This is a genomic window from Streptomyces sp. NPDC007863 (genome assembly GCF_040633895.1).
GTDB lineage: Bacteria > Actinomycetota > Actinomycetes > Streptomycetales > Streptomycetaceae > Streptomyces.
This window is the reverse complement of record NZ_JBEYEI010000002.1, coordinates 540,885-547,287: the sequence shown is the minus strand read 5'-3', so window position 1 is coordinate 547,287 and position 6,403 is coordinate 540,885. Positions and strand designations below refer to the sequence as shown.

Sequence of the window (6,403 nt, the reverse complement as noted above, 5' to 3'; positions counted from 1 at the left end):
CCACCCGATACGACAAGACCGCCGAGTCCTACGAGGCAGCAGTCACACTCGCATCACTCCTGATGTGGGCCTGACATTTGACGACAGAACCTAGGAGCCGGCGTCAGTCGCCGAGGCCGGCGAGGTCGCGGAGGCGGCGGGCCTGGGCGGCGCGCTCGGCGACGCGCTGCTCCTCGTAGGAGCGTCCGGCGACACCCTGGAGCAGCGCCTTGGTCTCGACGACCGCGTCGCGCGGCGCGGCGAGGAGGGCGGCGCTCAGGTCCCGTACGGCCGCGTCGAGCTCGTCGGCGGGCACGGCGATGTTGGCCAGGCCGATCCGCTCGGCCTCCTCGGCGTGGACGAAGCGGCCGGTGGCGCAGATCTCCAGCGCGCGGGCGTAGCCGACGAGGGAGACGAGCGGGTGCGTCCCGGTGAGGTCGGGGACGAGGCCCAGGCTGGTCTCGCGCATCGCGAACTGCACGTCCTCGGCGACGACCCGCAGGTCGCAGGCGAGGGCGAGCTGGAAGCCCGCACCGATGGCGTGGCCCTGGACGGCCGCGATGGACACGAGGTCGCTGCGGCGCCACCAGGTGAACGCCTCCTGGTACTCGGCGATGACCGCGTCGAGGTCCGCGTCGGACCCGCGCGCCATGTCGAGGAAGGACGGCTCTCCGTCGAAGCCCTCGGGCGTGAAGGCCTGTCGGTCGAGTCCGGCGGAGAAGGACGTGCCCTCACCGCGCAGGACGACGATCCGCACGCTGCCCGGCAGTGACCGGCCGGCTTCCGTCAACGCCCGCCACAGAGCGGGAGACTGGGCGTTGCGCTTCGCCGGGTTGGTCAGGGTCACCGTGGCAACGGCGTCCTCGACGGTGAGCCGTACACCGTCCTTGTCGAAGACGAGCTGGGAGTCGTCGGGCGTGGTCATGGGGCGCCTCCGGTTCCGGTGCAGCACTGCAATCGATGCTAAGTGACTGCACAGTAACCACCCGGCCGGTCGCAGGACCGACCGGGTGCCCACCGGGAGGTTCCCGGTGGACCGGTCGAGCCGCCCCCGGCGTCAGGCCGAGGCTGCCTTCTTGCCCCGGGTCGCGCCGCCGCGACCACGCAGCGTCACTCCGGATTCGCTGAGCATCCGGTGGACGAATCCGTAGGAGCGGCCCGTTTCCTCGGCCAGCGCCCGGATGCTCGCTCCGGAGTCGTACTTCTTCTTCAGGTCTGCCGCGAGCTTGTCGCGCGCGGCGCCGGTCACCCGGCTGCCCTTCTTCAGAGTCTCGGCCACCCGTGCCTCCTCATGGGAAGTGCGCTCTGGACTTCTCATGATCACCCCTCCCCGGCATCCTGGCCACCCATTCGACAAGGTCCGTCCTGCCGGGTTTGCGGACGAGTACGGCGTCCTCACGATCGGAAGCCGACATTCCGCGCGGCCGGATCGCGTCCCTCGAAGGAGTGGATCAAGGGACTGCCAGGTCAGGCGTATCGAGGGAACAAACGTGCGACGCGGGCCCTGCCGGAAGGATTCGGCAGAGGCCCGCGCCGGGGGTACGAGACCTTCTCACTCAGATGACGGATCCGGCGATGAGCCGAATGATCCAGTCGGGGCTCAGGCGAGCGCGACCAGGTCCGCGTAGTCCGGGCCCCAGAGGTCCTCGACGCCGTCCGGGAGCAGGATGATCCGCTCCGGGTCGAGCGCCTCGACGGCGCCCTCGTCGTGGGTGACCAGGACGACCGCGCCCTTGTAGGTGCGCAGCGCGCCGAGGATCTCCTCGCGGCTGGCCGGGTCGAGGTTGTTGGTGGGCTCGTCGAGCAGCAGCACGTTGGCCGAGGAGACGACCAGGGTCGCCAGGGCGAGCCGGGTCTTCTCGCCGCCGGAGAGCACCCCGGCGGGCTTGTCGACGTCGTCGCCGGAGAAGAGGAAGGAGCCGAGCACCTTGCGGACCTCGACCAGGTCGAGGTCGGGCGCGGCGGAGCGCATGTTCTCCAGGACCGAGCGCTCCGGGTCCAGGGTCTCGTGCTCCTGGGCGTAGTAGCCGAGCTTGAGGCCGTGGCCCGGGGTGACCTCGCCGGTGTCGGGCTGCTCCACTCCGCCGAGGAGGCGGAGCAGGGTGGTCTTGCCGGCGCCGTTGAGGCCGAGGATGACGACCCGGGAGCCCTTGTCGATGGCCAGGTCGACGTCGGTGAAGATCTCCAGGGAGCCGTACGACTTGGACAGGCCCTCCGCGGTGAGCGGGGTCTTGCCGCAGGGCGCGGGCTCGGGGAAGCGCAGCTTGGCGACCTTGTCGGAGACGCGGACCGCGTCCAGGCCGGAGAGCAGGCGCTCGGCGCGCTTGGCCATGTTCTGCGCGGCGACCGTCTTGGTGGCCTTGGCGCGCATCTTGTCGGCCTGCGAGTTGAGGGCGGCGGCCTTCTTCTCGGCGTTCTGGCGCTCGCGCTTGCGGCGCTTCTCGTCGGCCTCGCGCTGCTGCTGGTAGAGCTTCCAGCCCATGTTGTAGACGTCGATGACGGAGCGGTTGGCGTCCAGGTAGAAGACCTTGTTGACGACGGTCTCGACCAGGTCGACGTCGTGGGAGATGACGATGAAGCCGCCGCGGTAGGTCTTCAGGTAGTCGCGCAGCCAGACGATCGAGTCGGCGTCGAGGTGGTTCGTCGGCTCGTCGAGGAGGAGCGTGTCGGCGTCCGAGAAGAGGATCCGGGCGAGCTCGATGCGACGGCGCTGACCGCCGGAGAGGGTGTGCAGCGGCTGGCCGAGGACCCGGTCGGGCAGTCCGAGGGCGGCCGCGATCGTGGCGGCCTCGGCCTCGGCGGCGTACCCGCCCTTGGTGAGGAACTCGGTCTCCTGGCGCTCGTACTGCTTGAGGGCCTTCTCCCGGGTGGCGCCGGCGCCGGTGGCGATCCGCTCCTCGTTCTGCCGCATCTTGCGGAGGAGGACGTCGAGGCCGCGGGCGGAGAGGACGCGGTCGCGGGCGAGCACGTCGAGGTCGCCGGTGCGCGGGTCCTGCGGGAGGTAGCCGACCTCGCCGGAGCGGGCGATCGTGCCGCCAGCCGGCTGGCCCTCGCCGGCCAGGCACTTGGTGAGGGTGGTCTTGCCGGCGCCGTTGCGGCCGACCAGACCGATGCGGTCGCCCTTGGCGACGCGGAAGGAAGCGTTCTCGATGAGGATGCGGGCGCCGGCGCGCAGCTCGATGCCGGAAGCGGTGATCACGGACAGACTCCAGGGCGGTGGGAAGACGGCGGAAGAGACGGCTGGTGGCGGGCGTCGGCGCCGCTAATGCACCCAGAGGAGAACGGCCATGCGGCCAGTCTAACGGGCTGATGCAACTGGTTTTCGGCCACACGGGCGACGGAGGACGAAGAGGGACTTTTCTCTCATGACTCAGCGGATCGCCTGAATCACTGACAAAAAGAGCGGATCAGTCGAGATCATTCGATACTCGGCGGAGGGCGGCGGTCTGGCCGCCGCGGCGACGCGGAGGTGGACCGTGCAGTTCGACGACGACGCCCGTCTGGACACCTCCGAGGTGAAGGACGTCCGCGGCAGCCGCATCCCGGGCGGGAAGGCCACCGTCGGGGGCGGGATCATCGGCTTCATCGCCCTGATCCTCGGCCTGTTCCTCGGGGTCGGCCCCGACCAGCTCGGGCTCTCCGGCGGCGGCGAGGACACGCCCGCGGCCAGCTCCTCCTCCGCGGCGCAGGTGAGCCGGGACTGCCGGACCGGCGCGGACGCCAACAGCCGGCCGGACTGCCGGACGGTGGCCGTGGTCAACAGCCTCCAGGACTACTGGCGGGGCGAGTACGCGCGCCGGGGCGGCACCTACGCCCCCGCCTCCACCGTCCTGTTCAGCCAGCGGGTGAGCACGGCGTGCGGCGCGGCGAGCGCGGCGGTCGGCCCCTTCTACTGCCCCGGCGACCGGAAGGTCTACCTGGACCTGGGCTTCTTCGAGGAGCTGCGGACGAAGTTCGGCTCCAGCGGCGGGCCCTTCGCCCAGGCGTACGTGGTGGCCCACGAGTACGGCCACCACATCCAGAACCTGATGGGGACGCTCAGCCGCTCCCAGGACGGGCGGACCGGGGCGGGCTCCAACGCGGTCCGCGTCGAGCTCCAGGCGGACTGCTACGCGGGCGTGTGGGCCCGGCACGCGACGGCCACCCCCGACGAGTCCACCGGACGGCCGCTGCTCACCCGGATCGACGACACCGACATCCGGGACGGCCTGGACGCGGCGGCGGCCGTCGGCGACGACCGCATCCAGGAGCGCTTCCAGGGCCGGGTGACCCCGGAGAACTGGACGCACGGCTCGGCGGAGCAGCGCCGGCAGTGGTTCCACACGGGCTACCGGACCGGCGACATGGCCCAGTGCAACACCTTCCGCTGAGCGGCGACGCGGACTGCAAGACTGTGTCCTAGGTCACATCTGGCCGAGCGGGGTCGATCGAGAGGGAGTGAGCGGGATGTCCGAGGCACCCGACATCTGTCCGGCGCTGACGTACCGGGACGCGAAGGCGGCGATCACGCTGCTCACCGAGGCCTTCGGGTTCACCGCCACCGCGGTGTACGAGGGCGAGGACGGCCTGGTGGCCCACGCGGAGCTGTCGTACGGGAACGGGACGGTGATGCTCGGCAGCTCGGGCACGGGCAGCGAGTTCGACAAGCTGATGGCCGGTTCCGGTCCGGTGGGCGTCTACGTCCGGGTCCGCGACGTCGACGAGCACCACGCCCGCGCCGCCGCCCACGGCGTGGAGATCCTCATGCCGCCCACGGACCAGGACTACGGCTCCCGCGACTACATGGCCCGCGACGGCGAGGGCAACATCTGGAGCTTCGGGACGTACGCGCCCGGCGCGTCGGACTGACCCGGGACCCGGCGGGGCGGGCGCCCGGAGGGGCGCCCGCCGGACCGCCGGCGTCAGAGCGTGCCGGTGTGGACCTGGAAGGCCGCGCGGCGGACCGCCTTGGCCAGGGCCGGGTCGGGGTGGGCCGCGGCGAGGGCCACGAGCACCTGGACGGTCCTCGGGTGGCCCACCGCCCTGACCTCCTCCAGGAGGGCGGGCACGGTGCCCTGGACGGCCGAGTCCAGGTGCCGCACCAGCAGCTCGCTCTCCCCGTGGTCGGCGACGGCGGCCGCGGTGTCCACCCAGAGCCAGGTCGCCTCCTCGCGGGTGAGGACCTCCGGGGCGTCGTCGGGGTCGGTGCCCTCGTACTCGGCGAGCCACAGCAGCGCGTACGGGCGCAGCGAGGGCTCGGCGACCGCGGCGCGGACCTCCGCCTCGGCGGGGGCGCCGACGACCCGCAGCGCCTCGAAGGCGAGGCCGCGCAGCAGGGCGTCCTCGCCGCGCGCGGCGGCGAGGAGTTCGGCGACCGCGCCGGCCAGCGGGCGGGCGGCGAGCCAGGCGCGGTACTCGTCGCGGGCCGGGCCGGGGGTGAGCCGGGCGCAGCCGCGGAGCATGTCGGCGGCGGACTGCTCGATGTTGCCGGCCGGGCTCTGCGCGGCCACGCAGATCTGCTCCAGCTTGACCCACACCGCCCAGTTGCCGAGCGGGGTCAGGGTCGCGTGACGTCCCTCCGGGCCGGCCTCGCCGTCCAGGGTGAGCGCGCCGACCTCGGCGAGGCCCTCCAGGGCCCAGTCGAGCAGGGCGGGCAGCCGCTCGGCGGGGGGCGGGCAGGGGGCGGGCGCGCCGTCGCCGGGCACCTCGCAGCGCTCCTCGCGGAGTTCGTCGACGCGCTGGCCGAGGAGGTCGAGGAGGGCGGGGACGAGGACGGGGCCCTGGGAGAGCTGCAGCAGCGACAGGACCTGCGGCACCGCCTCCACGACCTCGGCGACCGCGCCGGGCGCGACGCCCTCGGGCGCGGGGTGGACCAGCGACCAGGCGTCGAGGAGCGCGACCCAGCCGCGGAGCACGGCGGAGTCGTCCCGGTCCCAGGCCTGGAGCCGCCAGCCCGGGCGGACGGTGGCGCCGTGCAGCTCGACGAGGCCGGCGAGCCGGGCCCGGTCCCAGCCGGCCCGGACCCGGTCCGGCGTCAGGTCGAGGGCGGCGGCGGCCTGTTCGGCGGTGGTCGCGCTGGGGGCGGAGGCGGAGCCGGAAGCGGCGGAAGCGGAGGACGGCGGGGCCGTCGCCGCGCGCAGCCCCGGCTGGGGGCCGCGCGGGGCGGCGGCCCAGCGGGCGATCCGCACGGCGTCGGCGAGGACGAGTCTGGCCTGGCGGGCCAGTTCCGCGCGGGGCGGAGTGCCCTCGGGCGGCCTCGGGGCAGGCCGGGTGCGGCGCGTCGTCGCGGCCCGCCGTGCGGTGGCCAGCGAGCGCGGACGGACGAGGCGGAGTCTGGAGTTGCGCGCCAATGGTTCATCGGGCTTTCGAGACGTCACGGGGGCAGTCTTCCCGCTGACGGCCCGAAAGCCCAATCGGAATCCGCCGCGCCGTCGCGGACGGGGCG

6 protein-coding genes are annotated in these 6,403 nt (G+C 73.0%); 2 read left to right on the top strand and 4 right to left on the bottom strand.

What is annotated here, in order from left to right:
* Nucleotides 1-103: 103 nt before the first annotated feature.
* The 3 genes from ABZ621_RS05070 to ABZ621_RS05060 form a co-directional block, all read right to left on the bottom strand.
* Nucleotides 104-904 (bottom strand): enoyl-CoA hydratase/isomerase family protein, encoded by an 801-nt coding sequence (locus tag ABZ621_RS05070; protein WP_360600779.1) that lies wholly within the window; start codon nucleotides 902-904, stop codon nucleotides 104-106.
* Between the two features lie 132 nt (nucleotides 905-1,036).
* Nucleotides 1,037-1,258 (bottom strand): helix-turn-helix domain-containing protein, encoded by a 222-nt coding sequence (locus ABZ621_RS05065; protein WP_006123601.1) that lies wholly within the window; start codon nucleotides 1,256-1,258, stop codon nucleotides 1,037-1,039.
* Nucleotides 1,259-1,579: 321 nt separating this feature from the next.
* Nucleotides 1,580-3,178 (bottom strand): ABC-F family ATP-binding cassette domain-containing protein, encoded by a 1,599-nt coding sequence (locus ABZ621_RS05060; RefSeq protein WP_360600777.1) that lies wholly within the window; start codon nucleotides 3,176-3,178, stop codon nucleotides 1,580-1,582.
* 277 nt (nucleotides 3,179-3,455) lie between these two features.
* On the opposite strand from ABZ621_RS05060, the gene ABZ621_RS05055 reads away from it, so the two are divergent.
* Both ABZ621_RS05055 and ABZ621_RS05050 read left to right on the top strand, forming a co-directional pair.
* Entirely contained in the window at nucleotides 3,456-4,349 is an 894-nt protein-coding gene (locus ABZ621_RS05055; RefSeq protein WP_360600775.1) for a neutral zinc metallopeptidase, read from the top strand.
* 76 nt (nucleotides 4,350-4,425) lie between these two features.
* Nucleotides 4,426-4,827 (top strand): VOC family protein, encoded by a 402-nt coding sequence (locus ABZ621_RS05050; protein WP_360600773.1) that lies wholly within the window; start codon nucleotides 4,426-4,428, stop codon nucleotides 4,825-4,827.
* A gap of 53 nt (nucleotides 4,828-4,880) precedes the next feature.
* Here the strand turns inward: ABZ621_RS05050 and ABZ621_RS05045 are convergent, their stop codons facing one another.
* On the bottom strand, nucleotides 4,881-6,266 hold the full coding sequence (locus tag ABZ621_RS05045) for a hypothetical protein (protein ID WP_360600831.1): 1,386 nt from the start codon (nucleotides 6,264-6,266) through the stop codon (nucleotides 4,881-4,883).
* Nucleotides 6,267-6,403: the final 137 nt, after the last annotated feature.

Excerpts from the sequence above, each read along its gene's own strand:
- ABZ621_RS05050 (WP_360600773.1), top strand. The coding sequence starts at position 4,426 with ATGTCCGAGGCACCCGACATCTGTCCGGCGCTGACGTACCGGGACGCG.
- ABZ621_RS05070 (WP_360600779.1), bottom strand. The coding sequence starts at position 904 with ATGACCACGCCCGACGACTCCCAGCTCGTCTTCGACAAGGACGGTGTA.